The 16,634-nt window shown below is 59.1% G+C and carries 17 protein-coding genes; 3 read left to right on the top strand and 14 right to left on the bottom strand.

Features of this window, described 5'->3' with window-relative positions; all coding sequences use genetic code 11:
* Position 1: 1 nt before the first annotated feature.
* From choW to ACR0JF_RS08740, 5 genes are all read right to left on the bottom strand, one after another.
* Positions 2–832 (bottom strand): choline ABC transporter permease subunit, encoded by an 831-nt coding sequence (choW, locus tag ACR0JF_RS08720; RefSeq protein ID WP_170378502.1) that lies wholly within the window; start codon positions 830–832, stop codon positions 2–4.
* A gap of 86 nt (positions 833–918) precedes the next feature.
* Entirely contained in the window at positions 919–1,845 is a 927-nt protein-coding gene (choX, locus tag ACR0JF_RS08725; protein ID WP_170659032.1) for a choline ABC transporter substrate-binding protein, read from the bottom strand.
* Positions 1,846–2,171: 326 nt separating this feature from the next.
* On the bottom strand, positions 2,172–2,951 hold the full coding sequence (locus tag ACR0JF_RS08730; protein WP_170378506.1) for a carnitinyl-CoA dehydratase: 780 nt from the start codon (positions 2,949–2,951) through the stop codon (positions 2,172–2,174).
* A 3-nt stretch (positions 2,952–2,954) separates the two neighbouring features.
* The gene (locus tag ACR0JF_RS08735) at positions 2,955–4,970 is read right to left on the bottom strand and encodes an acetate--CoA ligase family protein (protein WP_170659031.1); all 2,016 of its coding nucleotides are present in this window, start codon (positions 4,968–4,970) and stop codon (positions 2,955–2,957) included.
* 2 nt (positions 4,971–4,972) lie between these two features.
* Positions 4,973–6,133: an acyl-CoA dehydrogenase family protein gene (locus ACR0JF_RS08740; protein ID WP_170659030.1), complete on the bottom strand. Its 1,161-nt coding sequence runs from the start codon at positions 6,131–6,133 to the stop codon at positions 4,973–4,975.
* Positions 6,134–6,232: 99 nt separating this feature from the next.
* Between ACR0JF_RS08740 and ACR0JF_RS08745 the strand changes: the two genes are divergently transcribed.
* Positions 6,233–7,150, top strand: a complete 918-nt coding sequence (locus ACR0JF_RS08745) for a GlxA family transcriptional regulator (protein ID WP_480669149.1) — start codon at positions 6,233–6,235, stop codon at positions 7,148–7,150.
* 44 nt (positions 7,151–7,194) lie between these two features.
* Here the strand turns inward: ACR0JF_RS08745 and ACR0JF_RS08750 are convergent, their stop codons facing one another.
* Complete coding sequence (locus ACR0JF_RS08750; protein WP_170659029.1) at positions 7,195–8,322, bottom strand: TauD/TfdA family dioxygenase; 1,128 nt, start codon at positions 8,320–8,322, stop codon at positions 7,195–7,197.
* A gap of 394 nt (positions 8,323–8,716) precedes the next feature.
* Between ACR0JF_RS08750 and ACR0JF_RS08755 the strand changes: the two genes are divergently transcribed.
* On the top strand, positions 8,717–9,751 hold the full coding sequence (locus tag ACR0JF_RS08755; RefSeq protein ID WP_170659028.1) for an MDR family NADP-dependent oxidoreductase: 1,035 nt from the start codon (positions 8,717–8,719) through the stop codon (positions 9,749–9,751).
* Positions 9,752–9,834: 83 nt separating this feature from the next.
* Here the strand turns inward: ACR0JF_RS08755 and ureG are convergent, their stop codons facing one another.
* Genes ureG through ACR0JF_RS08795 form a run of 8 tightly spaced genes read right to left on the bottom strand, consistent with a single transcriptional unit; the run spans position 9,835 to position 14,876 of the window.
* Positions 9,835–10,455, bottom strand: a complete 621-nt coding sequence (ureG, locus tag ACR0JF_RS08760; protein WP_170378520.1) for an urease accessory protein UreG — start codon at positions 10,453–10,455, stop codon at positions 9,835–9,837.
* Positions 10,452–11,105, bottom strand: coding sequence for an urease accessory UreF family protein (locus tag ACR0JF_RS08765; RefSeq protein WP_170659420.1), 654 nt, complete (start codon positions 11,103–11,105; stop codon positions 10,452–10,454). The genes ureG and ACR0JF_RS08765 overlap by 4 nt, the downstream gene beginning before the upstream one ends.
* Positions 11,089–11,541, bottom strand: coding sequence for an urease accessory protein UreE (gene ureE / locus ACR0JF_RS08770; RefSeq protein WP_170378524.1), 453 nt, complete (start codon positions 11,539–11,541; stop codon positions 11,089–11,091). The genes ACR0JF_RS08765 and ureE overlap by 17 nt, the downstream gene beginning before the upstream one ends.
* An 18-nt stretch (positions 11,542–11,559) precedes the next feature.
* Positions 11,560–13,320, bottom strand: a complete 1,761-nt coding sequence (gene ureC / locus ACR0JF_RS08775) for an urease subunit alpha (protein WP_170659027.1) — start codon at positions 13,318–13,320, stop codon at positions 11,560–11,562.
* Positions 13,320–13,625: an urease subunit beta gene (locus ACR0JF_RS08780; protein WP_170643278.1), complete on the bottom strand. Its 306-nt coding sequence runs from the start codon at positions 13,623–13,625 to the stop codon at positions 13,320–13,322. The genes ureC and ACR0JF_RS08780 overlap by 1 nt, the downstream gene beginning before the upstream one ends.
* The gene (locus ACR0JF_RS08785; RefSeq protein WP_170659026.1) at positions 13,622–13,783 is read right to left on the bottom strand and encodes a hypothetical protein; all 162 of its coding nucleotides are present in this window, start codon (positions 13,781–13,783) and stop codon (positions 13,622–13,624) included. The genes ACR0JF_RS08780 and ACR0JF_RS08785 overlap by 4 nt, the downstream gene beginning before the upstream one ends.
* A 15-nt stretch (positions 13,784–13,798) precedes the next feature.
* On the bottom strand, positions 13,799–14,101 hold the full coding sequence (locus tag ACR0JF_RS08790) for an urease subunit gamma (protein WP_170659025.1): 303 nt from the start codon (positions 14,099–14,101) through the stop codon (positions 13,799–13,801).
* Between the two features lies 1 nt (position 14,102).
* Entirely contained in the window at positions 14,103–14,876 is a 774-nt protein-coding gene (locus tag ACR0JF_RS08795) for an urease accessory protein UreD (RefSeq protein ID WP_170659024.1), read from the bottom strand.
* 443 nt (positions 14,877–15,319) lie between these two features.
* Here ACR0JF_RS08795 and urtA point away from each other — a divergent pair, with 443 nt between their 5' ends.
* The gene (gene urtA, locus ACR0JF_RS08800; protein ID WP_170659023.1) at positions 15,320–16,600 is read left to right on the top strand and encodes an urea ABC transporter substrate-binding protein; all 1,281 of its coding nucleotides are present in this window, start codon (positions 15,320–15,322) and stop codon (positions 16,598–16,600) included.
* Positions 16,601–16,634: the final 34 nt, after the last annotated feature.

Consider the following 16,634-nt stretch of genomic DNA (forward strand, 5'->3'; position numbering starts at 1 on the left):
ATCAATGCTCCACTCTAAGGACGCGATCGAGGATGATCGCCACAACAACGATGACAAAGCCGGATTCGAAACCAAGGGCTGTGTTAACCTGATTGAGCGCCCGTACGACTGGAACACCCAAGCCATCAGCACCGACCAGAGCGGCGATCACAACCATCGACAGCGACAGCATGATGGTCTGGTTCAGGCCGGTCATAATCTGCGGCAGCGCGTAAGGCAGCTCGACCTTCCACAGAGTTTGGGATTTGGTCGCGCCAAAGGCCTCTGCCGCCTCAAGCAGCGGGGTCGGCGTCGAGGACACACCCAGATGGGTCAGGCGGATCGGAGCGGGCAACACGAAGATCACGGTAGCGATCAGGCCCGGCACCATGCCGATACCAAAGAATACGATCGCGGGGATCAGGTAGACGAAGGTCGGCAGGGTTTGCATCAGGTCCAGCACCGGCCGCATCGCCACGTAAAGCTTGGGCCTATGCGCCGCCGCGATGCCAATAGGCACGCCAATCGCCATACAGACCAGACAGGAGGATAGAACCAGAGTCAGGCTTTCCGTCGTTTCTTCCCAATATCCCTGATTGAGAATGAACAGGAACCCCAGCGCCACAAACAGGCAAACTTTCCAATTCCGCTGCAACAGCCACGTGATGCCTACGAAGACGCCCACAACGATCAAAGGATGCGGGGTTTGCAGCACCCACAATATGCCATCAATCAGCGCCTCAAGAACCCAGGACAACCAATCGAAAAATGGCTCCCCTATTTCTTGGAGCCATTCAAAAACCGCTCGGGCCGTCTTGCCGACGGGTATCTTGTTGTCGGTCAGCCAATCCATCTGTCTGCCTTTCAGAGTATTCCGGGCCTGAGATCAGGCCACAAAAAAGCCCTCCGCCACAGACATGCGGCGAAGGGCGTTTAAGGTTATTGACCCAGTGCTGCGTTTACTGCGGCGACTGCGTCGCCACCGTCACGGGTCGTGACACCGTCCAGCCATGGGGTATAGGCATCCGGGTTGGCTTTCAGCCATGCGCTGGCTGCATCTGCCGGGTCTTCGCCACCATCCAGTATCGCGGCCATGATCTCGTTTTCCATCGCCAGCGAAAATTCCAGGTTGTTCAGCAGTGCGCCGACATTCGGGCATTCTTCTGCATAGCCTTTGCGGGTGTTGGTGAACACGGTCGCGCCGCCGAAGTTGGGGCCAAAGAACTCATCGCCACCGGTCAGGTAGGACATCTCGAAATTGGCGTTCATCGGGTGCGGTTCCCAACCAAGGAACACGATCGGATCGCCCTTGCGCGAGGCGCGATCCACCTGCGCCAGCATGCCCTGCTCGGAGCTTTCTGCGACTTCGAAACCAGAGAGGCCAAACGAATCGCCATCGATCATGGATTGAATCAGGCGGTTGCCGTCATTGCCCGGCTCGATTCCGAAGATTTTGCCGTCCAAAGCGTCGGAGTGCGCTGAAATATCGGCGAAATCCTTGATGCCCAACTCGGCGGCAGCCGCGTTGACGGCCAGCGTGTACTTGGCGCCTTCCAAGTTCGCGCGCACGGTTTCAACCGTTCCCTCTTCGCGATACGGTGCGATATCGCCTTCCATGGTCGGCATCCAGTTGCCCAGGAACACGTCGATATCGCCTTCGGCCATCGAGGTGTAAGTCACTGGAACGGAAAGGATCTTGATCTCGGTATCGTACCCCAAAGCGTCAAGAATTGTTGTCGTTGCGGCAGTGGTCGCAGTGATATCGGTCCAGCCGACATCCGAGAATACGACCTCGTCGCAATTGGCCAATGCCGCCCCGGCAGATGCCAGAATGGCAAGGGTTGAAATGGTTGTTAGGGCTTTCACTGGAGCCTCCCTGTTTTTTTGATTGACTGGTTAGTTAGGAAAAATAAATGACACATAGTCAAGTCTAATTGTTCACATGCAGCCGGATTCAGGCAACAGTTTCTGTCGCGCGCTGAACAATTCATGGATTACTTGGCATGGATTTCAGTTTGGCTGCGTGCAGTTTGTGTCGCTAACGCCCTGTGGGACAGGCATGTCCTAATGCACTGTGACACGCGAACGCAATCCATTGGCTGGCCTCCCAAGGAACCGTTGGGCACAGCTACTTAGGTGTTGCGGCCCCATAAAAGACAGAGCCGCCGAGAGGGTTCAGACCCCAGATTTGCTTACTTGCCTTTCCACACAGGATCACGCTTTTCCGCAAACGCGCGCGCGCCTTCCAGCTGGTCCTCACTGGCATAGAGAGTATCGACGGTACGCAGCTGCCGTTTGGTAATACGGTTCATGGCGTCTTGGAATTTGCTGTCTTCGGCATCGCGCACGACCTCTTTGATCGCGGCATAGACCAGCGGTGGGCCCGAGGCCAACAGGCGGGCGAGTTCCCACGCACGATCCATCAGCTGATCCGCGGTCACAATCTCATTCACCAAACCCCAGCGGTTGGCTTCCTCCGCGTCGAACCAGCGGCCCGTCAGCAGCAACTCCATCGCGATGTGATACGGGATGCGTTTAGGCAGTTTGACACTGGCCGCATCCGCCACGGTACCCGAGCGGATTTCCGGCAGCGCAAAACTCGCATGGTCCGCAGCCAAGATCATGTCGGCGGACAGCGCAAGCTCCAGACCTCCGCCGCAGGCAATGCCGTTCACGGCTGCAATGACGGGTTTGTTCATGTCGCGCAATTCCTGCAGACCGCCAAAACCGCCAACACCATAGTCCCCATCGACCGCATCGCCATCGGCTGCGGCTTTCAGGTCCCATCCGGGGCAAAAGAACTTCTCTCCCGCACCTGTCAGGATCGCGACGCGCAGGTCCGGGTCGTCGCGGAACTCGGCAAAGACGTCACCCATGATGCGGCTGGTCGCCAGATCAATGGCATTGGCTTTGGGCCGGTCCAATGTGACCTCAAGAATCGCGCCATCACGGCGGGTTTTGATCGGGTCCATATCTCAGGCCTTTCTGATGAGGGCATCCACGGCCACCGCCTTGTCGGGCGTGCAGAGGAGCGGGTTGATTTCGACCTCGCCAAGCGTGTCGGCGTTTTGCATGACATAGGCCTGAACGGCCTCAACAGCGGCCACGATGGCATCCATATCAGCCGCCGGTTGACCGCGATAGCCTGCCAGAAGCGGTGCAATCTTCAATTTGCCCAAAGCACCGCGGATGTCATCAGCAGAACTGGGCACCAGCAGGGAGGCGGTATCGCGCAGCACTTCGGTCAGCACACCGCCTGCGCCCAGGGTCAGGACAAACCCATGCGCCGGATCGCGCACCACGCCCACAAGAAGCTCGACCACTGTTCCGGTGATCATCTCTTCGATCAGAATTTCTGTGGTTCCGATATCTGCGGCGACATCGGGCACATCTTCGGAAAGAACACCCAATCGCACGGCCGCGTGTTCTGACTTATGAGCCAGCCCCACGCCCTTGACCGCAAAGGGTGCGTCCATGTCCTGAGCGGCAGCACGAGCCTGGTCGGCACCTGCGACTGTGCGGTTTTGCGGGATGCGCAATCCGTGCTCGGCCAGAACGCGTTTGGACTCGCCTTCGGTGAGAGTCCGATTGGCCTCGGCCGTTCCGGGCAGTGTGACCGGTGTGTCTGAAGGAGCTGTGATCTGGCCCGCCGCTTCGGTTGCGGCAAGAGCTTCGCGCAGCCCCATGAAGGGCACCACGCCGCCGTCCATAAGCTCTTGCGCTACATCTTCGGGCATCAACTCGGGCAAAGTCGCGGCAACGGCAAATCGCCCGCCGGTCTCCGCACGCACTTTCATTGCCGCACGCGAGGCATAGACCCAGTCGCTCGCATCCGTGGTTGGATAGTCGAGGATCGAGAACGTCAGATCAATGTCATCACCCGTCATCCCGGTCCAGGCCCGCGCCATCGCCGCTTCATCCCGCCAAATATAAGTGTGGTAGTCCAGTGGGTTATTTAGCGCCACCATCGGTCCGAGTGCCTCTCGCAGGTGGGCTTTCTGACCGTCGCTTAGGCGCGGGAAGGATAGCCCGGTTCCAACAGCCATGTCCGCGATCAGACTCGCCTCCCCCCCGGAACAGCTGATCGAGGCTATGTTGCTGCCCGAAAGCGGGCCATAGCAATGCAGCAGTTTCAGCGTCTCCAGAAAATCGGGCAAGGCGGATAGGCGTGGAATGCCGAGACGCTCCAAAAGGGCCTGCGCACCCGCGTCGCTTCCGGCCAGAGAGGCGGTATGCGACACGGTTGCGGACTGAGCCTGCTCGGACGCACCGACCTTGAGCGCCACCAGAGGGATACTCTTAGAATAGGCCTTCGCTGCCAACGCCTCCCATTCACGGATATCCTTGAAGCCTTCGATGTGCAGGCCAACGGCAGTCACACGCGGATCGTCCAGCAAGGCCGAGGCAATCTGCGCCTGACTGGTCTGCGCCATGTTCCCGCAGGTCACCATATAGGCGATGGGCAGCGCGCGTTTCTGCATGGTCAAGTTGATCGAGATGTTCGAGCTTTGCGTTAGGATCGCAACGCCGGACTCGACCGGCTTGGCCCCGTGCTGGTCGGGCCACAGCAAAGCCGCATCCAACGCGTTGATGAAACCATAGCAATTGGGTCCCAGAATGGGCATGTCGCCCGCAGCTGCGACCAGTTGTGCTTGCAGATCGCCCCCTGTGTCATCCTCGGCCACGGCCTCGGAAAAGCCTGACGCAAAACATACAGCACCGCCGGCGCCGGTGGCAGAAAGGGTGCGAACCGCCTCATTCGTGGCATGGCGGTTGATGCCAATGAAAACGGCATCTGGCGGTGCTGGCAGGTCTTCGAGACTGGCATAGGCCCTATGGCCAGCGATCTCGGTCGCTTTGGGATGAATAGGCCAGATCTGACCCGCATAGCCCATGCGTTCAGATTGCAGAATGACCTGCTGACACCAAGCACCACCGCCGATCACGGCGATGGAGTTCGGGCGCAAAAGCCGGGTGAGGTCTTTGGTCATCGTCAGGCGCCCAACGGACGCAGAAGATCACGGCTGATGATGTGACGCTGGATTTCGCTGGTGCCATCCCAGATCCGCTCGACCCGCGCGTCACGCCAGAAGCGTTCGATCGGAAAGTCGTCCATCAGGCCCATACCGCCATAGATTTGCAACGTCGCGTCGGTGACACGCGCCAGCATTTCCGAGGCATAAAGCTTGGCCGAGGCGATCTCGCGGTTCGAAGGCAGGTTTTTGTCCAGGCGCCAGGCAGCCGACAGCGTCAGCCAGTCTGCGGCATCAATCTCGGTGATCATATCGGCGATCTGGAACCCAATGCCCTGGAATTTACCGATGGGCTGGCCGAACTGCTTGCGCTCGGCAGCATAGTTCAGTGCATAGTCGAAACAGCGCCGCGCCCGACCAACCGAGAAGGCCGCAACCGTCAGACGAGTCGCGTAGAGCCACTCGTTCATGACAGCGAAACCACCATCGACCTCGCCCAGAACCTGCGCGTCAGGCAGGCGACAATTGTCGAAGTAGAGGATGTAGTTTTTGTAGCCCTTGTGACTGACCGAGTTATACCCCTCGCGCACCTCAAACCCGGGCGTGCCGCGATCCACCAGGAAGGTTGTGATCCGCTTTTTGGGCCCTTTTGGTGTTTCATCCACGCCGGTCGCAATGAAGACGATGAAGAAATCCGCGTGTTCCGCGCCCGAAATGAAGTGTTTGGAGCCGTTGATGACCCAATCGCCCCCATCCTTCACAGCCTGACACTTCATCCCGCGCACGTCCGACCCCGCATCCGGTTCGGTCATCGCCAGCGCATCCATCCTTTCGCCGCGCACTGCAGGCAGTAGATAGTGTTCGCGCTGTTCATCGTTGCAAGCCATCAGGATGTTTTGCGGGCGGCCAAAGAAATGAGTCAGAGCCATCGATCCACGACCCAGCTCGCGTTCGACCAGCGTAAAATCGAGATGTGAAAGGCCTGCGCCGCCAACCTCTTCGGGGAAGTTGCAGGCATAAAAGCCTAGGTCGATGCATTTCTGTTTGATCTCTTGGCCCAGCTCATGGGGCACCTGACCGGTGCGTTCGACCTCGGCTTCATGCGGGTAGATTTCGTTTTCGACAAAGCTGCGGACTGTCGAGACGATCATGTCCTGTTCTTCGGTGAGACCAAACTGCATGGCGCGATATCCTTGGATAGGTGATTGACGCAGGAAACGAGATTCCTCATGGTCACGGCATGCAGTTTTCGCCATCTATCATGCAAAGTTGGTAAAATTTTGAGTCACAGATTTAACATTCTGCTGTTCGATGGATTCTCGAACCACTGCCTCGCCAACATGGTCGAGCCTCTGCGGGCGGCCAACACTCTGTCCCGACAGTCTTTGTATGAGTGGCGGTTCTGTTCCGTTGGCGGAGAATCCGTCCACAGCTCCAGCGGGCTTGCGGTGACGCCGGATGCCGCCCTGACCGACCAGCGAGGGGATGTTCTGGTCGTGATGCCCTCCTACGGGTTCTTGCAATTGGGCACGCCCTCGACCCTGCGCGCCCTGTTGGCGGCTGCAAAGAGGCACGCTCAGGTGGCGGGGCTGGACACAGGTAGCTGGTTGATGGCGCAAGCCGGGTTGCTCGATGGGCACCGCGCGACCATTCACTGGGACGAGCTTTCCAGATTTGAAGAAGCCTTTCCCGCCGTGGACGTCGTGCAAGAGCGCTACGTCGTTGACGGCGCGCGTCTGACCTGTTCTGGCGCGATGGCGGCGTTTGATCTAGCGCTTGCGCTTATCCGCAAGGATCACGGCCCGCTGTTGTCGATGGAGGTCGCCCATCTGCTGATGAGCCGCGGCCGAAGCGACCACTATGCCCTACCGATGCAAACCGAAGACACTCTGGTGAATCGCGCCCTGGCAATCATGCAGGCAAACCTGGAAACACCGCTGTCGATCACGCAGGTCGCGCGCAAAGCGGGCTGCACTCAGAAACGGCTGGAAATGCGCGTTCAGGCGGACCTGAAAACCACACCGCAGGCGCTCTATCGTCGGTTGCGTCTGAACCTTGCGCGCAGGCTGACCGAAGAGACCGAGCAATCCGTCGCCGAAATCGCCGGTCGGTCGGGCTATGAAAACGCCAGCGCCATGACCCGCGCTTTCAAGGCTGAGTTCGGGCACACACCATCGGCTTTCCGCAACAGGGTGTAGTGGGCAGCGCCGCCCCAAGACGGCGCTGCTCTTTTGTCAGGCGTTTAACGCGACAGAACGCGCAGACGACTTTTGAATTCACCACGGTCCACGTAGCAGCCGTGCAGGTGACGGTGGCCTGTATTGGGATCGAAGGCCGAACGCCCGTGCAGTACACGACGGTTGTCAAAGACCACCATTTCGCCGCCCTTCAACTTGAGCTGAAGCAGGTATTTGGGGTCGCGCGTCATCGCCATGAACTTCTGATAGGCGCGGTAGTAGAGCGGCATGAGAGCGGGCTCGATATCAAGGAAATCCGCCAGATGCGCGTTAAAGCAGATCTCGATCACGTCGCCGTTTTCATCGCAGGTGATGACCCGTTTACGCGAGCGGATGTCCGTTTCTCCGTCATGAAAGCGGAACGGGATCGAGATGTCGCACAGGGCGTCAAAGGCATCGGGGTCTTCCAATTTCAGGTCCTCTGCCACCGCATAGCCATCGCAGAACAGCGACTCACCGCCCTCAGCCTCGTTTGCGAGACAGTGCAGGAACTGGAACCCCGGAGGCAGTTCCTGATTGGTCAGATCGGTGTGCAGCGGAAGCGCGACCGGCGTATAGGCAAGGTTATTCGGGTTGGGTTTGGACTTGACCTCGAAGGTCAGCCCAAAATTGGTCTCGCGCAGAAAGCCGATCCGGCGCGCGACATCCATGCCAGCCTCGGTGCTGTCGGCTAGATGGTCCACGATGCTCAGCCCGTATTGACGCGCTGCAATCAGCCAGGTCTTCAAAGCGCTGTCTTGGGTCAGAACCCCATCGGCATTCGCGCGCGGGATACCGGCGGGCGAAAGCTCGGCCCGCCATGTGACAAAACCGGTATCAGCCGGGTCAAAAGCAGGTTGGCCGGGGCGGCGATCGCGCAGCCAGTCCAGATCAAAGATGGTGGGTGCCTGATCCTCGGCCCAGACAACAAGCAGGCTGTTGTCGGACCGGAAGGCCTGCACGGGTTTGATATCCAGCGCAATGGCGGTGAGGTCGGTCAGGCGCTCCTGCGTCTGTGGGTGGAACCCAGCAGGGTCGTTTTCGCGTAGCCAGATGAATGGGAAATCCCCGGTCATATGGTCGGGCCAAGTGATACGCACATGTGTTTCGGCCAGTTCAACCTGAACCGGTTTCGAGAGAGTTTGAGTTGTCATGTCAGTCTTTCGCGTTGAGTTGAAATTCGGGTTTAATCTCAGCGCTGGGATGGGGGCGGCCACCAATCGTAGGCCTTCCTGTAAGGATGCCCGGGTCGGCGGCCCAACGTCACTGGTGTTTCTAAGCTGGATTGCATGGGAAGGTTTGGTTTGGGGGCTATCTCTTTGCGAAGGCTTAAATTTTTTTGCGGTGCAGTCAAACGCAAAACGCGCCAGAAAACGTATAACCCGCGGCAATCTTCAACCCTGCTGTTTTGCTGCGCAAACCCTACGGCAGAACGGTGTGAAAAGATTGACGCGCCGCCCGAAATACAGAACGGTGTCACAAAATCCGACGCCCCGATCCTTGTGACGTGCCGGCGCGACAAACCAGCCTCAGTAGAGAGAGAAGACCATGCCCCAGACCGCAGACACAAACCGCCGCATCGTTCTGAACGAACGCCCGAAGGGGGAACCCGACGACAATACGCTGCGGCTTGAGACGACGGATATTCCAACTCCGGGCGCAGGAGAGATGCTGATCCGCACCTGCTATTTGTCGCTCGACCCGTATATGCGCGGACGGATGAATGACGCAAAATCCTATGCCGAGCCTGTGGCGATTGGCGGGGTCATGACCGGACAGGTTATGGGACAGGTTGTGACCTCGAACCTCGATGGATTCGAAGCGGGCGACTACGTACTGTCTGGCAGTGGCTGGCAGGACTACGCGATCTCGGACGGGACCGAGGTAATTAACATGGGCAAAGCGCCCCAAAACCCGTCCTGGGCGTTGGGTATTCTGGGTATGCCCGGCTACACCGCTTATGCCGGGTTGCTACAGATCGGCGAACCCAAGCCCGGAGAAACTGTGGTCGTTGCTGCCGCTTCCGGCCCAGTCGGAGCAACCGTCGGACAGATCGCCAAGATCAAAGGGTGCCGGGTCGTTGGCGTTGCGGGCGGGGCCGAGAAATGCGCGCATGTGGTGGAACATCTGGGCTTCGACGCCTGTATCGACCACAAGGCCGCCGACTTTGCCGATCAGTTGCGGGCCGCCTGCCCGGATGGAATTGACGTTTACTTCGAAAATGTCGGCGGCAAGGTTCTATATGGCGTCCTGCCCCTACTGAACGCTTTTGCGCGCATCCCGATCTGCGGCGTGGTCTCGTGGTACAACCTGCCTGGCTTGCCGGACGGTCCGGATATGGGGCCTGCGATCATGGGCACGCTGCTACGGATGAAGGTGAAGGCTCAGGGGTTCATCATCTTCGACAGCTTCCCGGCCTCGCTCTACAAGGAGTTTGTCCGGGATATGACCGGTTGGATTCAGGACGGATCGGTCAAATACCGCGAACACATGGTCGAAGGGCTAGAGACCGCGCCCGAAGCACTCAACCAGCTGCTGCGCGGTGAGAATTTCGGCAAGATGGTGGTAAATGTCGGGGCCTGATTACCCCGGCCAACATCCAGTTAGCGCCCCACTCCGAATTAGAAATGACAGTCGCCACACCGATCTGCGGCGACTGCTCTCCTTCAGGCCGTTTCAAGCCCACCAATCGCAGCCAGTGCGCTGACGATTTCGGGCACGCCCTGCCGTTGACGCAAGGAGGCGAACAAAAACGGCCGACCCTTGCGCATGCGTGTGGCGTCTTCTTCCATCACCTCTAGCGACGCGCCTACATGTGGCGCGAGATCCGTTTTATTGATGATCAACAGATCCGATTTCGTGATCGCGGGCCCACCCTTGCGCGGGATTTCTTCGCCCGCAGCCACATCAATCACATACAGCGTCACATCCGCCAATTCCGGGCTGAACGTCGCCGACAGGTTGTCGCCGCCGCTTTCGATCAGCACGATGTCAATTTCCGGGTGGCGCGACTGCATTTCCGCCACAGCCGCAAGGTTGATCGAGGCGTCCTCTCGGATCGCGGTATGCGGGCAACCGCCGGTTTCAACGCCGATGATCCTGTCCTGAGGCAGGATCTGCATCCGCATCAGCGCCTCGGCGTCCTCCTGCGTGTAGATGTCGTTAGTGATCACGCCCACCGAACAGACATCGCGTAGCGCCTCAGAAAGCGCGGCAGTCAGGGTGGTTTTGCCCGCGCCGACGGGGCCTCCGATGCCGACACGAAGGGGGCCGTTCGTACTGCTCATGTTCGGAAAATCCTTGAATACTGTGTTTCATGCTTCATTGCCGCGATATCCGGGAGGAAGGTCGTCGAACTGAGGTCCTCCAGACCCGCGTCCTGCGCCTTTGCGGCAATCGTTGCACAGAGGGGTGTCAGATCCCGTATCAGCCGCTGCGCATCGGTTTGACCCAAGGGCACAAGGCGCGTTGCGCAGGCCACCAGATTGCTCAGGAACGCCTGCAGAAACATCTCTGTCACCAATGGCAGGGGCAAATTCTGCAATCGTGCCGCACGCCCCACCGCCACCGGGTAGGTCAGGCGCTGCAAGTCCAAGCCCCAGACATCCCCGGTCACGGCTCCAAACGCCTGCCCGAGCAAACTGGTTTCCATCAACCGCTCGGATGAAGCGCTGAACGCGCGGGCTGTGGCGTCGATGTCGGTCAAATCGACCGGGGTTTCGGCGGCGTAAGCCGCCCCCAGAAAAAGCGCGTCGTTCCAGCCAGAGCTATGCTCCAATACGTCCGACACCCAGGCGCCCGTATCCTGAGGGCTGGCAACCGAACCGAGTTCAATCGCGGCCTCCAACCCATGAGAATATGCGAAGCCGCCAACCGGATAGGCCGGAGACAACCACTGCACCAAGGTCAGGATATCGGAATTAGTGGGCGTGGCCATGTGTCCTGCCATGACCATAAGCGCCACCTTCGGGGGTGAAGGGTTCAACGACCTCTTGGATTTCGGCCCCCAGTTTCAACAGCATATCGCGAATGACATGATCGCGTTGTATCAGGAGCCGGTCAGCTTCGATCTGACAGGGGGTGTGGCGATTGCCAATATGCCAGGCAAGATGCAGCAGATTGTCCCCGCTGATTTCCAGCAACTCTTCCGGTGCGGCGATGATTTCAATCTCGCGCCCATCCTCCAGCACCAGAACCCCACCATGGTCGAGGGATTTCGTGTGCGCCAGATCGACCAAAAAGGACTCACCATCATCTGTGGCCAGCATTTTACGGCGCAGGAAACGCCCGTCATAGTCCAGCGAGACCTGAGCATGCGCCGGATCGTGGTGGTGATCGTGATAGATTCGGGCGGTTTTGATCGCAGTGGTCATCGTGGCCTCCTTTTCAAATCAGAACATGAAATAGCGCTGCGCCATCGGCAGCACTTCGGCAGGTTGACAGGTGAGCAACTCCCCATCGGCTCGGACCTCATAGGTTTCCGGATTAACCTCGATCTGGGGCGTTGCATCATTCAGCAGCAAATCCTGCTTGCCGATATCGCGCGTGTTGCGCACGGCGACGGTTTGTTTCGCCAGTCCCAGTGTATCACCGATCCCGCCCGCTTGCGCGGCCTCCGAGACAAATGTGATCGCCGAGTTCTCAACCGACCGGCCGTAAGCTCCGAACATGGGGCGGCTATAGACCGGCTGCGGCGTTGGGATCGAGGCATTCGGGTCGCCCATCTGCGCACAGGCGATGGTGCCACCCAACAAGACCATCTCGGGCTTCACCCCGAAAAAGGCCGGGTTCCACAGGACCAGATCGGCGCGTTTGCCTTCCTCGATACTGCCGATCTGATGACTCAGGCCATGCGCAATCGCCGGGTTGATAGTGTATTTCGCGATGTAACGACGAACGCGCAGGTTGTCATTGTCGCCGGTTTCCTCGGGCAGGCGGCCGCGTTGTTTTTTCATCTTGTCGGCGGTCTGCCATGTACGGATCAGAACCTCTCCGACCCGACCCATCGCCTGACTGTCCGAAGCGATGATGCTGAACGCGCCCATGTCGTGGAGGATGTCCTCGGCCGCGATCGTCTCACGCCGGATGCGGCTTTCGGCGAAGGCCACGTCCTCGGGGATGGATTTGTCGAGGTGGTGGCACACCATCAGCATATCCAGATGCTCTTCCACCGTGTTCACGGTGAATGGCCGTGTGGGATTGGTTGAGGACGGCAGAACGTGGTTTTCGCCGCAGATCTTGATGATGTCGGGGGCGTGGCCACCGCCTGCGCCTTCGGTGTGGAAGGCGTGGATCGTGCGGCCCTTCATGGCGCCCACGGTGTTCTCGACAAAGCCAGATTCGTTCAGCGTGTCGGTGTGGATCATGACCTGCACGTCCATCGCATCGGCCACTGAAAGGCAGCAATCGATGGCGGCGGGGGTGGTGCCCCAATCCTCATGCAGTTTCAGAGCGCAGGCCCCTGCGTTGACCTGCTCCTCCAGCGCGGCAGGCAGTGAGGCATTTCCCTTGCCAGCAAAAGCCAGGTTCATCGGAAACGCGTCGGCGGCCTGCAACATCCGCCCGATATGCCAAGGCCCAGGTGTGCAGGTGGTCGCCAGAGTGCCATGCGCAGGGCCGGTACCGCCGCCCAGCATAGTGGTCAGGCCGGAATGCAGCGCATCCTCGATCTGTTGCGGGCAGATGAAGTGGATATGGCTGTCGAAGCCACCTGCGGTCAGGATGCGCCCCTCGCCCGCAATGGCCTCGGTGCCGGGACCGATGATGATATCTACGCCAGGTTGGGTATCGGGGTTCCCGGCCTTGCCGATCTTGGCGATACGCCCGTCTTTCAGACCCACATCCGCCTTGTAGATACCCGAGTGGTCAACGATCAGCGCATTGGTGATTACCGTATCTACGGCCCCCTCGGCCCGAGTGGCCTGAGACTGCCCCATCCCATCGCGGATCACCTTGCCACCGCCGAACTTGACCTCTTCGCCGTAGAGCAGCGCATTGTCGCCAGTCCCCCCGGTGGCGGCAGCGCCCGAGCGTTCAGCGGTCAGATCGCGCTCAACCTCAATCACCAGATCGGTATCGGCCAGCCGCAGCTTGTCACCAGTGGTGGGGCCGAACATGGCGGCATAGTCAGAACGTTTGATTGTTGCTGGCATCAGAGCGACCCCATGACCTTTTGATTAAACCCATAGACTTTTCGCGCGCCTCCGATGGGGATTAGAGAGACCTCACGCGCCTGACCCGGCTCGAACCGAACGGCGGTGCCAGGGGCGATGTCCAGACGCAGCCCATGTGCCGCCGCACGGTCGAAGTCGAGCGCCGGGTTGGTTTCGGCGAAATGATAGTGCGAGCCGACCTGAACCGGGCGGTCGCCGGTATTGGCGACCATCAGGGTGATTGCCTTGGCACTTGCATTCAGGGTGATCTCACCCTCGGCCGGGAACAGCTCTCCGGGGATCATTTGTTCAACTTTACCATCAGCGCGATTGCGGCCAGTGCGGCAACCGCCAGACCAACGCCAAGGGTCGCATAGTCCGAGCCGTGCGCATGGATATGCGTATCGGTATGGGCTGCGGCAGGGCCGGCAACGATCAGGGCGGGGAAAAGCATACGGGTCATGTCTTGGTTCCTTTGTTAGCGAATGGGGTTGTGGACGGTCACAAGCTTGGTGCCGTCGGGAAAGGTGGCTTCGACTTGAACCTCGTGGATCATCTCGGGCACGCCCTCCATGCATTGATTCCGGGTGATCACTTCGGCTCCGGCCTGCATCATGTCAGCCACAGAACGACCGTCGCGCGCACCTTCGACCACAGCGTCGGTGATCAGGGCGATGGCCTCAGGATGGTTCAGCCTGACGCCTCGGGCAAGGCGCTTGCGGGCAACTTCGGCGGCCATGGCGACCATCAGTTTGTCTTTTTCGCGGGGGGTCAGGTTCATCTCAGATCATCCAGCATCGGGGAAGAGTGTTGTTGTTGAGTTGCCGCAGAACCGGCATAAGCGCACGGCGCAGGGCAAAGCTGTTTTCGGCCAGCATCCTGATCACCAGCAGATCGTCTTGGATCAGCGTGGCACCCGCTGTATCGGGCAGCATCTGGCGCACCGTGTCCAACTGTCCCTCGGCCGACCTGCAGGCAAAGACGACCAGCGCCATTGCACCCGCCCCGTCTGCGATATGAGGTTTCGCGAGATGGGCGTGCAGGTCGCCGGCAAATCGCATTGCATCCAAGAAAAGAGGGGCTCTAACGCGTCGAATTTCGATCCGGTCCCGCAGACGGATATCCGTCAGGGTTTCGCCCATCGCCGCGCGCCCAAAGACTAAAGGCTCGACCATCAGCAAAGTCGCGTCCGGCTCCATTTCGACCAATAGTCGACGATCCAGAGCACTGCCGTTGAACAGGATTGTCTCTTGCGGCAGCCAGTTCATGCGAGCGCCGGACGCGACGGTCAGATGATTAACGACCTGACCATAGGGGCCGGGCTGAGCCTTGTAGGCGCGCTCACACGCCTGCGTCGTTATCGTCAGCGTGGTGCCTTCACCCGCTGTTCCGGAAAACCGAAACGCATCCCCACCGGTGACGCCACCCGCTGTATTCAGCAGAACCGCGTCCAACGCGTGCGATTCTGCGCGCGGGAACAAGCACTTAAAAGAACCAGATTGACGGAATACGTCCAGAACCGACCGCCTGCCCAACGGTTTGGTGCTGATAGACACGGCCCCCTTAGCACGGGGAGGGGTTTTGTCCGTGATGGGCGTTATATGGGCAAGTTGCGTAATTGGGCACCCCCGAGGCGTCAGTTCATGCCCTGTGTTTCGTGTCTGGGATGGCGGAAAACCATTCTTGGGTGTCGCAATCGACCACAAAACCGATGCAGGTGACCAAATTTTTGGCACACCCTCAGGCAATGGATTAAAAATTAATCAGATGCAGCTGATTTTTGCATTTACCTGACCGACAGGTTGCCAAGATTGCCGCGATGCAGAAACCGTATGGGTGCTCGTCGGGGGAAACATCTCGAAGGGTGTGTGACGGCTGCGCGAATTGGACCTCGGACACAACCGCCACACGATAACGCAACAACAGTTGCGGGGATCAGGTAGAAGAGAAACGCGCCTTTGTGCAAGCCCTCTCTCCCGGCCCCGCCCAGGAGGATTACATGAAATCGCTCAAATCCACGCTCGCCGGATCACTGGTATTTGCTGCCATGGCCACCGCCGCACTGTCGGCTGAAGACACAATCAAGGTTGGCGTGCTGCATTCGCTGTCCGGCACGATGGCAATCTCGGAAACCACGCTGAAAGACACGATGCTGATGCTGATCGACCAGCAAAACGCCAAGGGCGGCCTGCTGGGCAAGCAGCTTGAGGCGGTTGTTGTCGACCCGGCTTCGGACTGGCCGCTATTTGCTGAAAAAGCGCGCGAGCTTCTGACCGTGCATGAAGTGGACGTGATCTTTGGCAATTGGACCTCGGTTAGCCGGAAATCGGTTCTGCCGGTGATCGAAGAGTTGAACGGCCTGCTGTTCTACCCGGTTCAGTATGAAGGCGAAGAATCCTCGAAAAACGTCTTTTACACCGGTGCCGCCCCGAACCAGCAGGCGATCCCTGCGACTGACTACTTCCTGGATGAGCTGGGTGTTGAGAAATTCGCTCTGCTCGGCACAGACTATGTCTACCCCAGGACCACCAACAATATTCTGGAAAGCTATCTGAAGGGTAAAGGCATCGCGGACGAGGATATCTTCGTCAACTACACCCCCTTTGGTCATTCTGACTGGTCCAAGATCGTGGCGGACGTTGTTGCGCTGGGTGCGGATGGTAAGAAGGTCGGCGTGATCTCGACCATCAATGGCGATGCAAACATTGGCTTCTACAAGGAGCTGGCGGCCGCGGGCGTTTCGGCGGATGACATCCCGGTCGTAGCCTTCTCAGTCGGTGAGGAAGAACTCTCGGGTCTGGATACCACCAACCTGGTCGGCCACCTGGCCGCGTGGAACTACTTCCAGTCGGCAGATACCGACGTGAACGCCGAATTCGTTGAGACGTGGAAAGCCACCATGGGTGAAGACCGCGTGACCAACGACCCGATGGAGGCGCATTACATCGGCTTCAACATGTGGGTGAACGCCGCGACCGAGGCGGGCTCGACCGAGGTCGACGCTGTCCGCTCGGCCATGTACGGGCAGGAATTCCCGAATCTGACAGGTGGCACTGCCGTAATGCTGCCGAACCACCACCTGGCCAAGCCGGTTCTGATCGGTGAGATTCAGGAAGATGGCCAGTTCGATATCATCAGCGAAACAGACGTCGTTCCAGGTGATGCATGGACCGACTTCCTGCCAGAATCGGCGGTTCTGATCTCGGATTGGAAAGACCTGGGTTGCGGTATGTACAACACCGAGACCAAAACCTGCGTTCAGACCCTGTCGAACTACTAACCTTCTCGCAAGGCGGGTATCATCGCCCGCCTTG

The organism is Ruegeria sp. BG11 (genome assembly GCF_056538565.1).